The 17,902-nt window shown below is 68.3% G+C and carries 20 protein-coding genes; 13 read left to right on the forward strand and 7 right to left on the reverse strand.

Going from position 1 to position 17,902, the window contains the following annotated elements; all coding sequences use genetic code 11:
- From VI056_10360 to VI056_10375, 4 genes are all read left to right on the forward strand, one after another.
- Positions 1-649, forward strand: a 649-nt coding sequence (locus tag VI056_10360) for an ABC transporter ATP-binding protein (GenBank protein ID HEY6203433.1), incomplete at its 5' end; no start/stop codon positions are given.
- A 193-nt stretch (positions 650-842) separates the two neighbouring features.
- Positions 843-977, forward strand: a complete 135-nt coding sequence (locus tag VI056_10365) for a hypothetical protein (protein ID HEY6203434.1) — start codon at positions 843-845, stop codon at positions 975-977.
- Between the two features lie 133 nt (positions 978-1,110).
- A complete protein-coding gene (locus tag VI056_10370; GenBank protein HEY6203435.1) occupies positions 1,111-1,422 on the forward strand; it encodes a hypothetical protein in 312 nt (103 codons plus the stop codon).
- Positions 1,419-2,378: a TIGR01777 family oxidoreductase gene (locus VI056_10375; GenBank protein ID HEY6203436.1), complete on the forward strand. Its 960-nt coding sequence runs from the start codon at positions 1,419-1,421 to the stop codon at positions 2,376-2,378. Before VI056_10370 ends, VI056_10375 begins: the two co-directional genes overlap by 4 nt.
- Before the next feature lie 40 nt (positions 2,379-2,418).
- Here VI056_10375 and VI056_10380 read toward each other — a convergent pair whose 3' ends face one another.
- Entirely contained in the window at positions 2,419-3,096 is a 678-nt protein-coding gene (locus tag VI056_10380; GenBank protein HEY6203437.1) for a cytochrome c biogenesis protein CcdA, read from the reverse strand.
- 47 nt (positions 3,097-3,143) lie between these two features.
- Here VI056_10380 and VI056_10385 point away from each other — a divergent pair, with 47 nt between their 5' ends.
- The 3 genes from VI056_10385 (at position 3,144) to VI056_10395 (ending at position 6,376) form a co-directional block, all read left to right on the forward strand.
- Positions 3,144-3,569, forward strand: a complete 426-nt coding sequence (locus tag VI056_10385; protein HEY6203438.1) for a hypothetical protein — start codon at positions 3,144-3,146, stop codon at positions 3,567-3,569.
- A gap of 103 nt (positions 3,570-3,672) precedes the next feature.
- Positions 3,673-5,928, forward strand: coding sequence for an EAL domain-containing protein (locus VI056_10390; protein HEY6203439.1), 2,256 nt, complete (start codon positions 3,673-3,675; stop codon positions 5,926-5,928).
- A 16-nt stretch (positions 5,929-5,944) separates the two neighbouring features.
- Complete coding sequence (locus VI056_10395; protein HEY6203440.1) at positions 5,945-6,376, forward strand: plastocyanin/azurin family copper-binding protein; 432 nt, start codon at positions 5,945-5,947, stop codon at positions 6,374-6,376.
- 141 nt (positions 6,377-6,517) lie between these two features.
- On the opposite strand, the gene VI056_10400 is transcribed toward VI056_10395, so the two are convergent.
- Positions 6,518-7,666, reverse strand: a complete 1,149-nt coding sequence (locus VI056_10400; GenBank protein HEY6203441.1) for a cystathionine gamma-synthase — start codon at positions 7,664-7,666, stop codon at positions 6,518-6,520.
- Positions 7,667-7,693: 27 nt separating this feature from the next.
- Between VI056_10400 and VI056_10405 the strand changes: the two genes are divergently transcribed.
- The 4 genes from VI056_10405 to VI056_10420 are packed head-to-tail and all read left to right on the forward strand — an operon-like array spanning position 7,694 to position 11,465.
- The gene (locus VI056_10405; GenBank protein ID HEY6203442.1) at positions 7,694-8,062 is read left to right on the forward strand and encodes a response regulator transcription factor; all 369 of its coding nucleotides are present in this window, start codon (positions 7,694-7,696) and stop codon (positions 8,060-8,062) included.
- A gap of 58 nt (positions 8,063-8,120) precedes the next feature.
- Positions 8,121-9,470 (forward strand): GTP cyclohydrolase II, encoded by a 1,350-nt coding sequence (gene ribA, locus VI056_10410; protein ID HEY6203443.1) that lies wholly within the window; start codon positions 8,121-8,123, stop codon positions 9,468-9,470.
- Positions 9,470-10,468, forward strand: coding sequence for a zinc-binding alcohol dehydrogenase (locus VI056_10415; protein ID HEY6203444.1), 999 nt, complete (start codon positions 9,470-9,472; stop codon positions 10,466-10,468). Before ribA ends, VI056_10415 begins: the two co-directional genes overlap by 1 nt.
- A gap of 7 nt (positions 10,469-10,475) precedes the next feature.
- A complete protein-coding gene (locus VI056_10420) occupies positions 10,476-11,465 on the forward strand; it encodes a glycosyltransferase family 4 protein (protein HEY6203445.1) in 990 nt (329 codons plus the stop codon).
- A gap of 201 nt (positions 11,466-11,666) precedes the next feature.
- On the opposite strand, the gene VI056_10425 is transcribed toward VI056_10420, so the two are convergent.
- Positions 11,667-13,046, reverse strand: a complete 1,380-nt coding sequence (locus VI056_10425; GenBank protein ID HEY6203446.1) for a cystathionine beta-synthase — start codon at positions 13,044-13,046, stop codon at positions 11,667-11,669.
- A 37-nt stretch (positions 13,047-13,083) separates the two neighbouring features.
- Between VI056_10425 and VI056_10430 the strand changes: the two genes are divergently transcribed.
- Positions 13,084-13,551: an SRPBCC family protein gene (locus tag VI056_10430; GenBank protein HEY6203447.1), complete on the forward strand. Its 468-nt coding sequence runs from the start codon at positions 13,084-13,086 to the stop codon at positions 13,549-13,551.
- A 339-nt stretch (positions 13,552-13,890) separates the two neighbouring features.
- Positions 13,891-14,328 carry a group 1 truncated hemoglobin gene (locus VI056_10435; protein ID HEY6203448.1) on the forward strand — a complete coding sequence of 146 codons (438 nt, stop codon included), beginning with the start codon at positions 13,891-13,893 and terminating at the stop codon, positions 14,326-14,328.
- A gap of 23 nt (positions 14,329-14,351) precedes the next feature.
- On the opposite strand, the gene VI056_10440 is transcribed toward VI056_10435, so the two are convergent.
- The 4 genes from VI056_10440 to VI056_10455 form a co-directional block, all read right to left on the reverse strand.
- Complete coding sequence (locus VI056_10440) at positions 14,352-14,846, reverse strand: hypothetical protein (GenBank protein HEY6203449.1); 495 nt, start codon at positions 14,844-14,846, stop codon at positions 14,352-14,354.
- Positions 14,847-14,861: 15 nt separating this feature from the next.
- Complete coding sequence (locus VI056_10445) at positions 14,862-16,082, reverse strand: threonine synthase (GenBank protein ID HEY6203450.1); 1,221 nt, start codon at positions 16,080-16,082, stop codon at positions 14,862-14,864.
- Positions 16,079-17,359, reverse strand: coding sequence for a UDP-N-acetylglucosamine 1-carboxyvinyltransferase (gene murA / locus VI056_10450; GenBank protein HEY6203451.1), 1,281 nt, complete (start codon positions 17,357-17,359; stop codon positions 16,079-16,081). Before murA ends, VI056_10445 begins: the two co-directional genes overlap by 4 nt.
- Positions 17,360-17,365: 6 nt before the next feature.
- Positions 17,366-17,902 (reverse strand): gamma-glutamyltransferase (locus tag VI056_10455; GenBank protein HEY6203452.1); only part of this gene is annotated, 537 nt, incomplete at its 5' end.

Consider the following 17,902-nt stretch of genomic DNA (forward strand, 5'->3'; position numbering starts at 1 on the left):
CCGTGTCGGCGCCGGCAAGACGACGCTGCTCCGCGTTCTGCTCGGCCTGCTGCCGCGCGACGGCGGTGAGATCCGCTGGAACGGCGAGATCGTCGACGATCCCGCGGCGTTCTTCGTCCCGCCGCGGTGCGCCTACGTGCCACAGGTGCCGCGGCTCTTCAGCGACTCGCTGAAGGCGAACATCCTGCTCGGGCTCGGCGCCGTCGAGGCGGCGGTCGGCACGGCGGTCCGCGCCGCCGTGCTGGAACAGGACGTCGCGGGCCTCACGAACGGCCTCGACACGCTGGTCGGCTCGCGCGGCGTGCGGCTCTCGGGTGGTCAGGTGCAGCGCGCGGCAGCCGCGCGCGCATTCGTTCGGCGAGCCGAGCTGCTCGTCGTCGACGACCTCTCCAGCGCGCTGGACGTGGAGACGGAACGCACTTTGTGGGAGCGCCTCCTCGACGGAGCCGAGTCGAGCGACCGCGCCGCGACGATCCTCGCGGTGTCGCACCGCCGGCCCGCGCTGCGCCGCGCGGACCGGATCATCGTGTTAAAGGACGGGCGCCTCGAGGATCAGGGCACGCTCGATGAGCTGCTTACCCGCTCGGACGAGATGCGCCGACTCTGGGAGCATGAGAGCAACCCGGTATCGATGCCTGAGTCGCCCTAGAGTCGCGTGACCAAGGGTGATCCGTGCCGTCCGATGACCTCGTAGCCAGCGATCAGGCGGGTGAAGATCGACGCCTCGTGTCCCGGAACACGCCGTGGTTCTACCTGGATGCGGGCCAGAACGTGGCGCGCATCGGCCTTGGCATCGTCGCCATCGCGGCGGCGTACGTCCTAATGGACCCGGTCATGCAGAAGTGGCTCGTCGCGGTCGTGGGTGTCGCATCTCGAACCTCGAGAGCCCGGCGGACGATCTCCTGCACCTCATCGTCGGTGCGTGGGCCCGCTACGCGGCGTTCATGGGGCGCGCGACGATGCGCGCGACCGCGTAGTCCGACCCACACAGGTCCTGACCCGCTGCCCAGCGCCCTCGGACGCGCGGCTACAAAATGAAGCCCGGTCGAGTTCGACCGGGCTTCTGTTGATGTGCGTCACACGCGAGAGAGATCCGCGGGAGGTCATGAGATGCCCGATCCCAGGCCGCGTTTCATCGAACCCCCTCAGCTGTTCCGCTCGCCGCGGTACACGAATGTCGTCGTCGCGAACGGCTTCGCGTTCATCCAGACGGCGTTCGACGCGCAGGGCGACGTCGTCGGTGTCGGAGACTTCCGCGCACAGGCGGAGCAGACATACCGCGCGACCCTGCCGCTGCTCGTCAAGGCACGGCGCGCGATCCTGGGTGACCTGCGGCCGGCGAGCACCGCGGTCGTCGCGGGGCTCGCGCGCGAGGAGCTGCTCGTCGAGGTCGACGCGATCGTCGCGCTCCCCACCGCTTGAAGATCGTCATCCCGGGAGGCTCCGGCCACGTCGGAACGCTCCTCGCACGCGCACTCGCGTCGGGCGGCAACGACGTGGTCGTGCTCAGCCGCCGGGAGCCGCGGGCCGCTGCGTGGCGCGTCGCCGAGTGGGACGGCAGGACCGTCGGCGAATGGTCGAAGGAGATCGACGGCGCCGACGTCGTGATCAACCTCGCTGGCCGCAGCGTGAACTGCCGCTACACCCCGGCGAACCGGGCCGAGATCCTGGATTCGCGCGTCCGGTCGACCCGTGCGGTGGGCACCGCGATCGCGCGCAGCAAGAAGCCGCCGCGCGTCTGGCTTCAGGCAAGTACGGCGACGATCTACGCACACCGGTACGACGCGGCGAACGACGAGACCAGCGGCATCCTCGGTGGTTCCGAGCCGAACGCACCGGAAACATGGCGATTCAGCATCGACGTCGCGCGCGCGTGGGAGGCGGCGCTCGACGAGGCCGACGCCTCCTCGACGCGAAAGGTCGCTCTCCGCTCCGCGATCATCATGAGTCCCGACGACGGCGGCCCATTCGCGACGCTCATGGAGCTGGTCGGCCGCGGGCTCGGCGGGCGCGCCGGCGACGGCCGGCAGTACGTGTCCTGGATCCACGACTCCGACTTCGTGCGCGCAGTGAGCTGGCTCATCGCGCATGACGCGCTCGCAGGGGTCGTGAACGTCTCATCTCCGAACCCGATCCCGCAGGAGGACTTCATGCGTGCGCTGCGGAACGCGGCCGGGGCTCGCGTCGGACTGCCCGCGCTGAGTTGGATGCTCGAGATAGGCGCCGTGGTGATGAGAACGGAGACAGAGCTCATTTTGAAGAGCCGCCGGGTCGTTCCGGCTCGCCTGCTCGAGAGTGGCTTCGTCTTCACTCACCCGAACTGGCCTGACGCCGCCCTCGACCTGGTGCGTCGCCGACGAAGTGGCGGTCAGCGGTAGGCGCCGACCGCGGGAACAACGCCTGGCGGCGCCGCGGTCTCTAGAGGAAGTTGAAGAGCTGCGGCAGTCGCGCGAACTGACCGGACACGAGCACGAGACCCATCACGATCACGAGCGTGCCGCCAGCGAGATTCAGGACGCGAATGCCGCGCGCGAGCGCACGCGTCACGCGGCGCGTGCCACCGATGCCCGCCGCGATGACGAGGAACGGCACGCCGAGCCCGAGCGCGTAGGCGAGGAGCAGCACGGCGCCGGACGCGAGGTCCTCGTTGAGCAGGAGGTCCAGGATGAGCGCGAGATACGGACCGACGCACGGTGTGAAGCCGACGCCGAAGGCGAGGCCGATGAGGAACGAGCGCGGCAGCCCGGTGGCGTTGCCCTCGAGACGAACATCGAGCTCGCGCATGAGAAATGGGATCGTGATGAGACCGACCATGTGCATCCCGAGCACGATGAGCAGGAGGCCGCCGAGGCGTTGCAGCCAGTAGACGAGGTCGCCGGCGAGCGCGCCGACCAGAGCGATCGCGACCCAGAGCAGCGTGAACACGACACTGAATCCGATGACGAAGGCGAGCGCGTGCGCGACCGTGCGCGTGCGCTGCGTGCCCGCGAGCGCGGCTTCACCGGCCATATTCACGAGGAACGCGGGCACCAGCGGCAGGACGCACGGCGAGAGGAACGAGAGGATGCCCGCGCCGAACGCGATCGCGACGTTCATCGCTGGCTAGCGTATCTTCGCGCCAACATCGATCAGGGAGACGAGGGATGGCGACACCGAAGGCGAAGGTGAGTGGCGACGGGACAAAGGCGAAGCCGTGGAAGCTCAAGACGCCACCCGGCACGTCCGACTATCAGATGTATCGCGCTGAGGACGCCGATCCGCCGGCCATCGTGTGCGTCGTCGGGACCACGGAGCTCCGCTATCACCTGAGCGCGATCGAAGATCTGCACGCGATGCTGAAGAAGCACGGCGACTGGATGCCGCTCGGCAGCGCTGACGAGCAGAAGCCGGCCGCAGACGGCACCGTCGAGGCGTGGGGACGCTCGCCGAAGAATCCGGTCAAGGGCTGGTACGGCCTGAAGAAAGGACTGCGTGGCCGCTTCGGCATGTACCTGCCGCCTCTTCTCGAGGCGCTGGGCCTCGCTGAAGTCACGCACGACGCGAAGAACAATCGGATGAGGGCGATCTAGCCGCGCACAGGTCGCGCTTTGGTCTCTCTCTGTTCAGCAGGTCTACCCTTGAGTCACCCTCTGGCGCGCCATTTCCGCCCTCGGACCAGTGGGTGGAGATGGGATGAGCCAGACCGCGGATCGCAGCAGCCAGCGCGACCAGGACGTGCCGCAAAGAGGCGGCGCGGTCACCCCGCGGCGCCTGTTGGGGGCGCTGCGCGAGGTCACGCTCGCGGCGATGCACGCCCACACGCCGACCGAGGTCGCGTTCGTTGCGGCGACGCAGGTCTGTCAGCTGCTCGAAAGCGACGAGGCCGTAGTGCGGTGGTGGAACTCCGAGCGCGCGAGTCTCGAGCTGCTCGCCGACACGCGCGCCGACCGCACCGGACGCGCGGGCGACCTCTCGACGGGCGAAGGCGCGGTCGGGCTCGCGTTCTCGACGTCCGCGCCGGTGATCGTCGAGGACTACGCACGCTGGGAACATCGCGTGTCGTCGTCTATCGCCGTGGGCAGCGGGGTGGCGGTGCCCCTCGTGCTGCACGACGCGCCGGTGGGAGCGCTCGCGATCTACTCGCGCGAGTCGCGCGGCTACAAGGAGACCGACGTCCAGCTGCTCGCGCTCTTCGCGGACCAGGTCGCTCCGGTGTTCGAGGCCGCGCTCATGCGCATCGCCTCGCAGCGCGCGACGGAACGCGCGGACGCGTCCGACCGCCAGCTGCGCGACATGCTCGACGCGGCCCTCGACGCGCACGTCGTGATGGACGCCGAGGGACGCATCACGCGATGGAACGCGCAGGCCGAAGCGATGTTCGGATGGCGCCACGACGAGATCGTCGGCAAGGTCCTGGCGGACACACTCGTTCCGCCGCAGTTCCGTGACGCGCACCGCAAGGGACTGGCCCATTATCTGAAGACCGGCGATGGCCCCATGCTGCGTCGGCGTGTGGAGCTCCAGGCGCTCAGAAAGAACGGCCTGGCGTTCCCGGTCGAGCTGACCGTCGCGCCGATCGGCACGACCGAGGGGCCGGCGTTCAGCGCATTCCTCCGCGACATCAGCGAGCGCCATCAGGTCGAACAGCAGCTCAGGCGTCTCGCGATGCACGACGCGCTCACTGGCCTACCGAACCGCCTTCTCCTTTATGACCGCGCCGAGCAGGCCTTCGCGGGGGCGAAACGCACGAAGTCGTCCGTGGCGCTGCTCCTGATGGACCTCGACGGCTTCAAAGACATCAACGACGCGTACGGCCATCACGTCGGCGACATCCTCCTGCAGGAGGTGTCGGTACGCCTGCGCGACGGACTGCGCGGGTCCGACACCGTGGCGCGGCTCGGTGGCGACGAGTTCGCGATCCTGTTGCCAGACACCGACCTGGAAGGCGCGTTCGCCGCGGCAAAGACGCTGCGTGCGTCGCTCGATGCGCCGCTCACCATCGAGAGCGTGCGGATGCCGGTCGATTCAAGTGTGGGGATCTCGCTGTTTCCAACGCACGGCGATGACCCTCTGACGCTGCTGCGACGCGCGGACATCGCGATGTACGCCGCGAAGCGACATGGCACCGGCGTCGCGCTTTACGAAGAGGGCAGCGACCTCGAGGGCGCGGCCAGGCTCGGCCTCGCGTCGGATCTCCGCGAGGCGCTCGATCGCGGCGTTCTTCATCTCCACTACCAGCCGGTGGTCGATCTCACGACGAACCGCGTCTGCATGATGGAGGCGCTCGCTCGCTGGAATCATCCGAGGCTCGGACTCATATCGCCGACCGAGTTCATCCCGCTCGCGGAGCGCTCCGGCGTGATGCCGCAGCTCTCGTCGTGGGCGCTGAGGACCGCGCTCGAGAAGGCGCTCGGTTGGCAGGCGCGCGGGATCGCGATCGCCGTGAACATGGCCGTCTCCGATCTCTCGGATACCAACTTTCCCGACCGCGTACGCGCGGCCGTGGAGGAGGCGGGGCTGCCGCCGGGGGTGCTGCACCTCGAGGTGACAGAGAGCGGCGTGATGAGCGAGCCCGAGCGGATCCTCACCTGCCTCGAGCGCCTGCGCGATATCGGCGTGCAGCTGGCGATCGACGACTTCGGGACCGGCTCGTCCTCGCTCGCGTACCTCCACCGGCTCCCGATCCAGGCGTGCAAGATCGACCGTTCGTTCGTCCGCAGACTGACGACCGAGGCGTCCAGCGTCGCGATCGTGCGCGCCACGATCGAGCTCGCGCACGCGCTCGAGCTCCGCGTGATCGCGGAGGGCGTCGAGGACGCCGCGACCCTCGAGGTCCTCCAGGACATGGGGTGCGATCTCGCGCAGGGTTACTTCATCTCCGAGCCGATCCCCGACGACCAGACCGAGGCCTGGCTGGCGAGTTCATCCTGGGTGGGCGCCCGCGCGTAGAGCAGTGATGGGGACAGTGACCCCCCGTTCCGCTCCGCTCGGTCTCGCGCTCGTGCTTCTCACAGCGTCGTGTCTGGCCACGCCGGCCCCTGCCGCGCCGCCCGCGCCAACGGCGGCAGCAGCGACCGCTCCGGCCGTCGCGAGCGCCACTCCCGCGCCGACGCCGACCGCGTCACCGACGCCGAGCGCGGCCGGCGCGCTGATAGAAATGGGCGATCACTTCTTCGACCCTTCGCAGCTCACGGTGAAGGTCGGCACGACGGTGACCTGGAAGGTCGTCGGTCAGTCCACGCACGATCTCGCAGCGCGAGACGGCACGTTCTCCGACCGCACGATGTCATTTGGGCAGACTTTCTCGTTCACCTTCACCAAAGCGGGCAGCTACCCGTACGTCTGTATGCAGCACGAGGGCGACGGGATGATCGGCGAGGTGACCGTCATCAACTAGCTCGACGTGTTAGGGCGCTGGCACCAACGTCTGCACGGGTTCGGAAAAGCGCACGTGCAGCCGGGCGTGACCACGACCGCCTTCTTCCGTCGATCCGTGGCGTCATCGGCGGGCGCGTTTTGCGAGGCCTGACCTGACCCGCTAGCCGATAGCCTCCGCCAGGTCCTCGATGAGGTCGTGCACGGTCTCGATGCCGACCGACAGCCGAACGAGCCCCGCAGGCGGCGCGAGCTTCGTCCCGCGCACGGAGCCGTGGGTCATCGCCAGAGGTACCTCGATCAGCGACTCGACGCCGCCCAGCGACTCCGCGAGCGCGAAGATCTTCGTGCGCGCGGCCATTCGCGTTGCGGCGGCCTCGCCGGCCTTGAGCTCGAACGACAGCATCCCGCCAAACGCTCGCATCTGCCGTTTCGCGACGTCGTGTTGCGGGTGCGCTCGCAGCCCCGGGTAATTCACGCTCGAGACCTTGGGGTGCTCGCTCAGCCACTCCGCGATCGCCTGGCCGTTCGCGGAATGACGCTCCATGCGCACCGCGAGCGTCTTGGCGCCGCGGAGGACGAGCCAGGCGTCGAGCGGTCCGGGCACGCCGCCGACGGCGTTCTGCAGGAACGCGAGACGAGCCCGGAGTTCAGGGTCATTGCCGATGATCGCGCCGCCGACGACGTCGGAATGCCCACCGATGTACTTCGTCGTCGAGTGAAGGACCAGGTCGGCGCCGTGGGCGAGCGGGTTCTGCAGGTACGGGCTCGCGAAGGTGTTGTCGACGGCCGCGAGCGCCTTTCCCTTGTGCGCGATCTCGGCTAGGGCGTGGATGTCCAGGACCTTGAGCATCGGGTTGGTCGGCGACTCGATCCAGACCAATCGGGTGTTCTTGCGCAGCGCCTTACGCACTCCGCCGAGATTCCGCATGTCGACTGCCGTCGTCGCGATGCCCAGCTGCTCGAAGACACGCACGAAGAGCCGATACGTACCGCCGTACACGTCGTCGCCCATGACGACGTGCTCGCCTGCCTTGAGGAGGTGCGCGATGGCATCGGTCGCGGCCATGCCCGAGCCGAACGCGAGCGCCCAGCGTCCGTCCTCGAGCGCGGCGAGACACGTCTCGAGCGCCGTCCGCGTGGGGTTGCCGGTGCGGGCGTACTCGTACCCTTTGTTCTTCCCGACCGCGACCTGCGCGAAGGTCGACGTCTGGAAGATCGGCACGGTGACCGCGCCCGTGAGCCCCTCAGGCTCTTGGCCGGCGTGGATGGCGAGGGTGTCAAAACCGGGCTTGCGCTTCCGCGTCGGCACGCGCTCAGTATGCGGTGTAGTGAGCCTGTGAGGGACGGGGAGGACCGGCGTCGGCGCGTGCTCGTCGTCGAAGACGACAGCGATATCGCGTCGCTGCTTTCGGAGATCCTCGAGAACGAAGGCTACTCGGCCGTCGCCGTCACGGACGGCGACGATCTCAAGGACGCACTCGACCCGCGGCCGGATCTCATCGTGCTCGACCTTCGGCTCTCGCGTGGTAGCGCGGATGAGATCCTTGCGTCGTTGCGTGCACGTGGGATCGGCGAAGTACCGGTCCTCCTGCTTAGTGCGGCTGGCGATCTGCCGGAGCGCGCGAAGGCGCTTGGTGTGCGTGCGTATCTCGCAAAACCGTTCGAACTTGAAGAGCTGCTGGTCGTCCTCCGGGCCATGACGTGAGCGGTCCTTGTTAGCTCACCGTTACACGCCGGAGGACGTCACATTCAAGGAGGCACCTATGACAAGTGGCGCGCCGCTTGCTTTCCCGCGAGATGTGATCATCGGTCGTCCGCGCGAGACCGTGGCGGTCGCGTCGCTCCCGACGCGGCACGGTGAGCTCCAGATCCATGTCTTCCGCCTCGGTGACGCGACCGAGGTCATCGCGCTCGTGCACGGGGACGTCGCGGGCGAAAAGCCTGTGCTCGTGCGACTCCATTCGGAGTGCCTCACCGGCGAGGCGCTCGGCTCCCTTCGCTGCGACTGCGGCGAGCAGCTCGAGTCCGGGCTCGAGCAGATCGGACATGCCGAGCGCGGGGTGCTCCTGTATCTGCGGCACGAAGGACGCGGGATCGGACTGTTCGACAAGATCCGCGCGTACGCTCTCCAGGACGGCGGCCTCGACACGGTCGACGCGAACATCGCGCTCGGCCTCCCGATCGACGGTCGCGACTACACCGCGGCCGCGGAGGTGCTCCGCAGGCTTGGCGTGCGGCGTGCGCGCGTGATGACGAACAACCCCGCGAAGCTCGAGGCCCTCGCGGAGCACGGGGTCGAGGTCGTCGAGCGCGTGCCGATCGAGGCGCTTCCCAACCCCGTCAACCTGACCTACCTGCGCACCAAGGCGACGCGGATGGGCCACCTGCTCGACGGGGCGCCGCTCGTGTCGTCCGCGCCCGGCAAGAATGGGCATCACGCGCGTCCCGCGGTGACGGTCCACTACGCCCAGACCATCGACGGACGCATCGCGGCGCGGAGCGGTGACGCGCACTGGGTCAGCGGCGAGTCGTCGCTTCAGCTCGCGCACGAGCTGCGCGCGTCCCACGACGCGGTCATGGTCGGGATCGGGACGGTCCTCGCCGACGACCCGCGCCTCACCGTGCGTCTCGTGGAGGGCCGGTCGCCGATCCGCGTGATCGTGGACAGCACGCTTCGCGTTCCGATCGGAGCGAACGTCCTGGTCGATCGGACCGCGCGCACGATCATCGCCACCACGCCCTTGGCGTCCGGGGAGCGAGCGCGCGCGATCAAAGAGGCGGGCGCAGAGATCCTGCGCGCGCACGCCGACGAGAACGGCGACGTCGACCTGCGCGACCTGCTGCGGCGGTTGCGCGGGATCGGCATCGGCTCCCTGCTGATCGAGGGTGGCCGTGGGATCATCACCTCCGCGTTGCGTGACCGGTTCGTCGACCGTCTCACGGTTTGCATCGCGCCGAAGGTCATCGGCGAGGGCATCGCCGCCGTCGGCGACCTCCACATCGACTACCTGCGCGAGGCGCTCACGTTCTCGAGCTCGCGCTTCGTGGCGTGCGGTGAGGACCTGATCTTCTACGGCGAACCGCTCTGGGAGGCAGCGCGGCAGAGCGCCTGATGACCGCGAGCGTCTGGTTCCCCCGTGCACGTGAGGTCGAGATCCGCGACGAGATCGTCGGCCATGCCGGCCCGGGCGAGATCCGCGTCCACGCCATCGCCTCGGGTCTGTCGCACGGCACGGAGATGCTCGTGTTCCGTGGCGAGGTCCCGGTGGACCTCGCGCTCGACCTGCCAACGCTCGCCGGCAGCTACGCGTTCCCGATCAAGTTCGGGTACGCGAGCGTGGGCCGCGTCATCGAAACGGGCGCGGGTGTGACGGAGCTCGCGCCGGGCGACCACGTGTTCGTTCATCACCCGCATCAGCAGGAATACGTCGTCCGAGCCACGTCGGCGGTGCGGCTTCCAAAGCGCCTGCCTCCGGAGCTCGGCGTGTTCGTCGCGAACTGCGAGACCGCGCTGAACGTCGTGCTTGATGCGCACCCGCATCTCGGCGACGAGGTCGTAGTGATCGGCCAGGGCGTGGTCGGCCTGCTCGTGACGCAGCTGCTGGAGCGAGCCGGTGCGCTCGTCACCGCGGTCGAGCCGATCGCTGCTCGTCGCGAGCTCGCGCTGCGCGGAGGCGCTGAGGATGCGGTCGCGCCCGAGGCGGCCCTGGCGCGTATCGCCACGCGCACGAAAGGCCGCGGCGCGGATGTGGTCGTCGAGGCGAGCGGCAACGCAGGCGCCCTGCAGCTCGCGATCGACGCCGCCGCGTTCCAGGCATCCGTCGTCGTGTGCTCGTGGTACGGCACCAAGCCGGTGAGCCTCGATCTCGGCTCCCGCTTCCATCGCCAGCGGCTGCGACTGGTCAGCTCGCAGGTGTCGCAGATCGATACGGCCCTCGCGCCGCGCTGGGATCGCCAGCGGCGCCTCGACACCGCGCTCGCGCTGCTCGAGGAGCTCGTCCTCGGCCCGCTCATCTCGCACCGCATCCCGTTCGCGCGCGCGGCGGAGGCGTACGAGCTCGTGGACCAGCGCCCCGAAGAGACCGTGCAGGTGATCCTCACCTACGACTGAGCCTGCGGTGCTGCTCGTCAGCGGCGACGTCAAGCGGCGAACGGGCGGAAACCTCTACGACCGGCGCATGGAGCGCGCGTGCCGGCGCGCGGGCGTCCGGCTCCGTGTCGTGGCAGTCGCGTCGACGGCACAGGCGCGCTCCGAGATGCGGCGTCATCGGCCGCGCGTGATCGTGATCGACAGCATCGCCGTCACGGTCGCGGCGCCTCTGATCGGCTGGGCTCGGCGTGAGTTCGGCTCTCGCGTGATCGTGCTCATGCACATGCCCACACGCGCGCGCGGAACGCGCGCTCTGCTGCGCGCCGCCGATCGCGTCGTCGCGGTCGGTCCCGACCTCGCGCGCGCGCTCGCGCGTCAGGGCGTGCCTCGCTCTCGCCTCTCCGTGATCCCACCCGGATGCGACGGGATCCCGCGCGTCGCGCGCCGCCCGCGCGGAGCCCGCGACGACACGCTGCGCGTCCTCGCGGTCGCGAACTGGGCACCGGCGAAGGGCATCGCCACGCTCGTGGCCGCGTCGGCGCGGGTGCCCGGTGTCCGTCTCGATCTCGTCGGTGACCCCGGCGCGGGCGTGTACCGGGATGTTGTTCGCGCACGCATGACGTCGAACCGGCCGGGCCGCCGCGTCGTGGTGCACGGCGCGCTGGATGAACGGGCGCTCGCGCGGCGCTACGCGGAGGCGGACGTCTTCGCGCTGCCCACCGAACGCGAGGGGTACGGGATCGTGTTCGGTGAGGCGCTCGCACTCGGCCTGCCGGTCATCGCCGCGGACATCGCGCCGGTGCGCGCCATCGTCGGCGACGCAGGGTTGTTCGTTCCGCCTCGACGTGTGCGATCGCTCGCGGCCGCTCTGCGACTCATGACGGATGAATGGCTGCGGCTGCGGCTCGCGAAGAACGCGCGGGTCAGGGCGCGCGCTTTACCGCGCTGGGCGACCAGTCAAGCTGCGTTCGTTGCCCTCATCAGGCAGGAGACGCGGATAGCCGTTGCCCGCCGGTGAACGCAGCGTCTCGACGGCGGTGGGATCGACCCCCGGCATCTCCATGCCCCTTGATGTTTGATCCGAGGCCAACCCGTTTGCTTGAGGTGGCGTTCTGACGGCCGCAGATCTTCGCATGATCGTCGGAAGGTTCAAGCGCTTGCGGCGCGGCGAAAATTTGCGATTCGTAATGGATTCGGCCCTGAAGACGACCGGGGGCGATCAGCGGGCGCGCCGCCTTTGATGCGCCACAAATTCGAGCAGATCGGCCTTGGTGATGATCGAGACGGGCCGGTCGTCCGAGGCGGCGAGGAGTGCCGGCGCGCCGGACGAGAGCTCCGCGTACAGACGCTCGATGTCCTCGTTCGCCTGCACCACCGGGAAAGGCGCCTCCATGACGCGCTCGACGCGCTCGTCGACGAGCGCGGGCTCACGGAACACCCGGTCGAGCATCGTCGTCTCCTGGACGCTGCCGACGATGTCCGACACGAGCGCCGCCTCACCGTCGGCGACGACCGGGATCTGCGAGATGCCGTAGCGCTGCATCGTGTCGATGGCGGAACGCACGCTCTGCCCCTTCGACACTACGATCAGGCCGGGCGTGCCCATCCGGTCGCGCACGACATCGAGCACGGTCGCCTGGACCGGGTACCGCTCTAAGTACCCGTTCTGACGCATCCACTCATCGTTGTAGATCTTCGAGAGGTACGAACGGCCGGAGTCGGCGAAGAGCACGAGCACGAACGCATTCTCGTCGAGCTCTTTGGCGATCTCGAGCGCCGCGAACATCGCGGTGCCGGACGAGCCGCCGACGAGGATGCCCTCCTCGCGCGTGAGGCGCCGCGCGGTGAGGAACGAGTCACGGTCGGACACGCGCATCCAGCGGTCGACCAGCGTCTTGTCGAACGTGCCGGGATAGAAGTCCTCGCCGATGCCTTCGACCTTGTACGGATGGATGCCGCCGGTGTAGAGCGAGCCCTGCGGATCGGCGCCGACGATCTGGACCTTCGCGCTACGTTCCTTCAGGTAGCGCCCCGCGCCCGTCACCGTGCCGCCCGTGCCGATGCCGAGCACGAGATGCGTGATCTTCCCGTCGGTCTGCTCCCAGATCTCCGGCCCCGTCGTGTTGTAGTGCGCCTCGGGATTCATGGGGTTGTAGTACTGATTCGGCAGGAAGCCACCCGGCGTCTCCTTCGCGAGCCGCTCGGCCACCTTGTAATAGGACTCGGGCGACTCGGGCGGAACCGCGGTCGGGCACACGACGACCTCCGCGCCGAACGCTCGCAGAAGATCGCGCTTCTCCTGGCTCTGCTTGTCGGCCATGGTGCAGATGACGCGGTAGCCCTTGATCGCGGCGGCCATCGCGAGGCCCACGCCGGTGTTGCCGCTCGTCGGCTCGACGATGGTCCCGCCCGGCTTCAGCAGCCCGCGCCGTTCCGCATCCTCGATCATCCGCAGTCCGATGCGGTCTTTGATCGAGCCGCCGGGGTTGAGATGCTCGAGCTTGCCAGCGAGCGTCGGCTTCAGACCTCGCCCGATGCGTGAGAGTCGGACCAGCGGTGTGTTCCCAACGACCGCCAGGATGTCCGGGGCGAGATCCACTTCGCGTGATGTTAGGTCCTGAGGTAAGGTCGACCGGATGGCCCAGGTCGAGACCACCGACGCACTCACGCGCGAGGTGTTCGTCAGCGTGCCACCGGAGCGCGCATTCACGGCATTCGTGAATCTCGGCCGCTGGTGGCCACGTGAGTACACGTGGTCGCAGAACGTCCTCCATTACATCGGCATCGAGCCGCGGCTCGGCGGCGCGTGCTTCGAGCGCGGACCGCACAACTTCGAATGCGACTGGGGACGCGTGCTCGTGTGGGAGCCGCCCAGACGGATCGTGTTCAGCTGGCAGATCGCGTTCGACCGGACTCCTGAGCCGAATTCGGACAAGTCGAGCGAGGTCGAGGTGCGCTTCACCGAGGAGGCGCTCGGCACGCGCGTCGCACTGGAGCACCGCGCCTTCTCGCGGCACGGCGAGAAGGCGAACGCGTACCGCGCCGGCATGGACTCGCCCAGCGGGTGGCCGATGATGCTGGAGCGCTACGCGAAGTCGGTCTAGTTGGGCATGACCAAAACGTCATGCTCGCTCAAAAGATTCGGTCTTAACTAAAAGGACGATGACCGCATTGGTCGCGTTTGTCTGTCGGAATCCGAAGCATCGGGGCAGCGCCGAGAACATCTCGAACTCGATCACGATCAACCAAGGCGAGTGGGCGTTCTGTCCAACAGGCGCACTGGACCAGCATTCTTGGGAACGCACTCCCTCAACGACTGTGGACTCGCTGAGGCGTCCAGTTGTGCACGAGGAGCGCGTCGCGAGCCCGAGATAAGCCGTGATCTCCGCTTACGGGTGCCACGTACCTGTATTAGCAATAGGCATCTCGCAAGGGGGAAAAGGATGACTGAGAAGAGCCTGTACGACCGCCTTGGTGGCGTCTTCGCGATCGCCGCTGTTGTCGACCACTTCAGCGACGCGGTCGTGCAGAACCCGATCGTCGGCAAGACCTCGAAGAACCCGGCCCTACGCGAATGGCACACGAAGAACCTGGGCCGCCTACCGGGCCTCAAGTTCATGCGGACGCTGTGGGTCTGCAACGTCGCTGGTGGACCGCAGGAGTACACGGCAACCCACCCGGGTAAGACGACGGTCGGTCTTGAAGAGGCACACCGTGACCTGCGCATCGCGCCGGCGGAGTTCGATGAAGTGGCAGCGGAACTCGGGCGCACCCTGGACTTCTTCAAGATCCCCAAGCGCGAGAAGGACGAGGTCCTCGGCGCGTTTGCGGCCCACAAGAGCGAAGTCACCGAAGGCGCACGAACCGCCGGAGCACGTTAGGCCGGCGAGCGCGAGGCTCGGGTTCAGCGCTCTACGAGCATATACACGCCGACGGCGATGAGCACGATCGGCACGAAGAACGGCTGCAGCTCCGGCGGCAGGTGCAGACCGAAGATGTCGGCGATAGCGACGATCGCAAGCAGCCCGGCGGGCACGAGAAGTCCAGGGTGGTCGCTATAGAACATGAACACGATCGCGAGCGCGATCGCGAGCGACGCGAGGAAGATCGGCGAAGCCGCCTCTGACGGTAGCGGCAGCCAGGTCGGAATGACGAGACCGAGCCCGAATCCGATGAGCACCGCGGCCGGGACCATGTAGACGTACTGCCGCGTGCCGACGTACCACGCCGCGAGGAAGGCGGCGCCCAGTGCGACGAACAGATAGGCACCCGCGTTCGCGATGTTCAGGTTGAGGTAGGGCGACAGCGCCTGGAGAAGGAACGGCGCGCCGACGGCCACGAGGATCGAGCCGCCGAGGATGCCGCGTCGGACGCCCATCGGTCGCGAGGTCGCGCGCACGCTCACGTCCTTCCGCTACGGGGCCGGCAGCGCACCAGCGTCGAGCCGACGCGGAGCCTCACCCTGCAACGACTCCGCGTACTTTAGCCCGCTGCCCGTGTTGAATACGACGACGTTGTCGTCGTCGTGGATCCAGCCGTCGCGCCGCAGGCTCGCGGCCGCGGCGATCGCGCCCGCGCCCTCGGGGCACACCAGCATCCCTTCCATCGTGCCGACCAGACGCATCATGTCTCGCATCTCGTCGTCTGTGACTGCGCGCGCGATGCCCGCGCTCTCGCGCAGCGCGCGCAGGACAAGGAAATCACCGAGCGCCTTTGGCACGCGTAGACCGGCAGCGAAGGTCTGCGGATCGGGCCACGGTTGCGACTCACTCGCGCCGGCCTCGAACGCCGCGACGATCGGCGCGCAGCCGGCCGCCTGCGCCGACACGAAGCGCGGCTGGTCGTCGTGGGCGATCCAGCCGATCTCGCGCAGCTCCTCGAACCCCTTCCACATCCCGATGAGACCGACGCCGCCGCCGGTCGGATAGACGATCACGTCGGGCAGCTTCCACTCGAGCTGCTCGGCGAGCTCGAAACCCATGGTCTTCTTTCCTTCGATGCGGTACGGCTCCTTGAGCGTCGACGCGTCGTACCAGCCCCGCTCCGCGCACGCACGCTTCACCACCGCGCCGGCGTCCGCGATCGAGCCCGGCACCACATACACCTCGGCGCCGTACGACGCGGTCTCGCGCACGATGGTCTGCGGCGTCGTGTCCGGCATCACGACCACGACACGGATGCCCGCGCGTGCCCCGTACGCGGCCCAGGCTGCTCCGGCGTTGCCCGCTGTCGGGAGAGCGATGGTGCTCACGCCGAGCTCCAGCGCGCGGGTGACGCCGACCGCGGCTCCGCGCGCCTTGAACGTTCCGGTCGGGAGCAGGCCCTCGTCCTTCACGCGCAGGTTCGGGATGTCGAGCTCCTCGCCTATCCGGCGCGCGTCGAGCAGCGGTGTCATCGGCTCGCCGAGCGTCACGACGTGCGCGGGATCGTCCATCGGGAGCAGCTCGCGGTAGCGCCACATGGTCGCGGGCCGCCGTGCGAGGCTCTCACGCTGCATCGTTTCGTGGACGCGCTCGAGGTCGTAGCGGACGAGGAGCGGACCACCGTCGTTGGTACAGGTCTGCTGCAGCGTGTCGAGCTGGAAGTCCTCGCCCGCGCGCGAGCACTCGAGGTGCGTCGCGAACGACGACGTCACGCCGCGCGTTCGATCTTCGCGCCTAGCCCCCGAAGACGCGTGTCGAGCTCCTCAAAACCGCGGTCGATCTGCTCTACGTTGCTGATGACGCTCTGGCCACTGGCGCACAGCGTCGCAGCGAGGATCGCCATGCCCGCTCGGATGTCGGGGCTGCGCAGGTCCGTTCCGTAGAGCTGAGACGGACCGACGACCACGACCCGATGCGGATCGGCCAGCACCAGACGCGCGCCCATGCGGACAAGAGCGTCGACCCAGAACATGCGAGCCTCGAACATCCACTCGTGGATGAGAACGGTCCCCTCGGCCTGCGTGGCCATCGCGGTCGCGACGCTGGTGAGATCCGACGGGAACCCCGGCCAGATCTGTGGCTTTATGTGGGGGATCGCTCCGCCGATGTCCGGCTCGACGATGTAGCGATCCTTTGCGACGACGTGGATGTCTTCGCCACGGACCTCGGTCTCGACTCCCAGTTTTTGGAACACCAGCCGCGTCATGCGCATGTGCTGCGGTACGGCATTCTTGATCGTCGCGTCCCCGTGCGTCATGGCGATCGCGGCGATGAGCGAGCCGACCTCCATGTGATCGCTCGAGATCGTGTGATCGACGCCTTTGAGTCTTTCCGCACCGTCGATCGTGATCGTGTTCGTACCGATGCCGACCATCCGCGCACCCATGCGCATGAGGGCCATCCCCAGCTCCTGCACGTGCGGCTCGCTCGCTGCGTTCCGGATCACCGTCCGGCCGGGCGCGAGCACGGCGGCCATGAGCGCGTTCTCGGTCGCCGTGACCGATGTCTCATCAAGCAGGATCTCGGCGCCCTTCAGACCTGAGGTGTGAAGACCGTATCCCGTGGAGCTCACGTCGAGCTCGGCACCGAGCGTCTTCAGTGCGAGGAAATGCGTGTCATTGCGGCGCCGTCCGATGACGTCACCGCCGGGAAGCCCGAGCTTGACCTTCTTGTGGCGCGCGAGGAGCGGACCGGCGAAGAGCAATGAGGTACGGATCTCGCCCGCAAGGGACCGCGGCACCTCGGTGCTCTTCAGGCCGGCGGCCGTGATCCGGACCGTGGTCGCATCGAGCTCCTCGACCTTCGCGCCGAGCGCGCTCACGATGTCGACCATGCCGCGCACGTCGCGGATGCGCGGCACGTTGTGGAGCGTCACGGGCTCGTCGGTGAGAAGGCTTGCCGCGATGAGGGGCAATGCGGCGTTCTTGTTGCCGGCTGGGCGGATCTCTCCGCGCAGCGGCGTTCCGCCCTCGACGATGAATCGTGCCACGGCGGCCTAGCCTAGCCCGATAGCGACGGCGGGCTTGTTCTGATCGACGCCGCCGCGGAGCTCGCCGGTCTTCGGGTCGATGAGGATCGCGTTCGGTCGCGCGAACCACGCGGACATGAGCGTCTCTTCCTTCACCTCGACCTTGTGACCCAGCGCGGCAAGTCCGTCGCGGACCTCCTCCGGGATGCGCGAGTCGACGAGTAGGCCCTCGCCTTCGTCGTGCACGCGCGGACGGTTCACCGCGTCCTGCGGCCCGTCGCCGAAGTCGACGACGTTGACGATCGCCTGCGGCACCGCGCTCATGATCTTGCGGCCGCCAGGTGCGCCGACCGCGAGCAGGGGCTTGTCGTCGCGGACGATGAGCGTCGGCGATCCGGCCCAGAGGACCCGCTTCCCGGGTGCGATCGAGTTCGGGTGCCCAGGCACAGGGTCGAACCAGGTCATGCCATCAACGAGGACGATGCCGGTCCCCTTTGGCACGAAGCCCGACCCGAAGCCCTGGCCGAGCGTCTGCGTGAGCGCGACCATCGTCCGGTCCTTGTC

The sequence above is a fragment of the Candidatus Limnocylindria bacterium genome, assembly GCA_036523395.1.
Classification (GTDB): Bacteria; Chloroflexota; Limnocylindria; order P2-11E; family P2-11E; genus CF-39.

Coding starts and splice junctions, on each gene's coding strand:
- VI056_10370 (HEY6203435.1), top strand. CDS start 1,111: ATGCCCGATCCCAGGCCGCGTTTCATCGAACCCCCTCAGCTGTTCCGC.
- VI056_10380 (HEY6203437.1), bottom strand. CDS start 3,096: ATGAACGTCGCGATCGCGTTCGGCGCGGGCATCCTCTCGTTCCTCTCG.
- VI056_10385 (HEY6203438.1), top strand. CDS start 3,144: ATGGCGACACCGAAGGCGAAGGTGAGTGGCGACGGGACAAAGGCGAAG.
- VI056_10390 (HEY6203439.1), top strand. CDS start 3,673: ATGAGCCAGACCGCGGATCGCAGCAGCCAGCGCGACCAGGACGTGCCG.
- ribA (HEY6203443.1), top strand. CDS start 8,121: ATGACAAGTGGCGCGCCGCTTGCTTTCCCGCGAGATGTGATCATCGGT.
- VI056_10415 (HEY6203444.1), top strand. CDS start 9,470: ATGACCGCGAGCGTCTGGTTCCCCCGTGCACGTGAGGTCGAGATCCGC.
- VI056_10430 (HEY6203447.1), top strand. CDS start 13,084: ATGGCCCAGGTCGAGACCACCGACGCACTCACGCGCGAGGTGTTCGTC.
- VI056_10435 (HEY6203448.1), top strand. CDS start 13,891: ATGACTGAGAAGAGCCTGTACGACCGCCTTGGTGGCGTCTTCGCGATC.